The organism is Bifidobacterium pullorum subsp. saeculare (assembly GCF_016899725.1).
GTDB lineage: Bacteria > Actinomycetota > Actinomycetes > Actinomycetales > Bifidobacteriaceae > Bifidobacterium > Bifidobacterium pullorum_C.
Genome location: NZ_JACLYU010000297.1, coordinates 1 through 276, shown reverse-complemented (window position 1 = coordinate 276; position 276 = coordinate 1). Strand labels below are relative to the sequence as shown.

General features: G+C 76.4%; 1 pseudogene. It reads left to right on the top strand.

What is annotated here, in order from left to right:
* Window positions 1-276 (top strand): annotated as a pseudogene (locus tag H7U32_RS10605) (IS3 family transposase); the annotation flags it as partial.

Genomic DNA, 276 nt, shown 5'->3' with positions numbered 1-276 from the left:
AAGGTGGCGCGCCGCATCATGGGCGGGGAGGGGCCGCGGCCCGTGTGCCTGAAGAGGCCCAGGCGGCGGAGCTCCCACAGGGGGGAGCCGTCCGAGGCGCCCGCCGACCTCGTGGAGCGCGACTTCCACGCCGGGGCGCCGAACCGGCTGTGGCCGACGGACGCCGCCCGGTCCGCCATGGACGGCTACAAGCGCCGGCCGTCCCCGGTCATCGACCGCTTCGACGGCATGGTCGTCTCCTGGAGGCTGTCGCGCAGCCCGGACGCGGCCATGGCC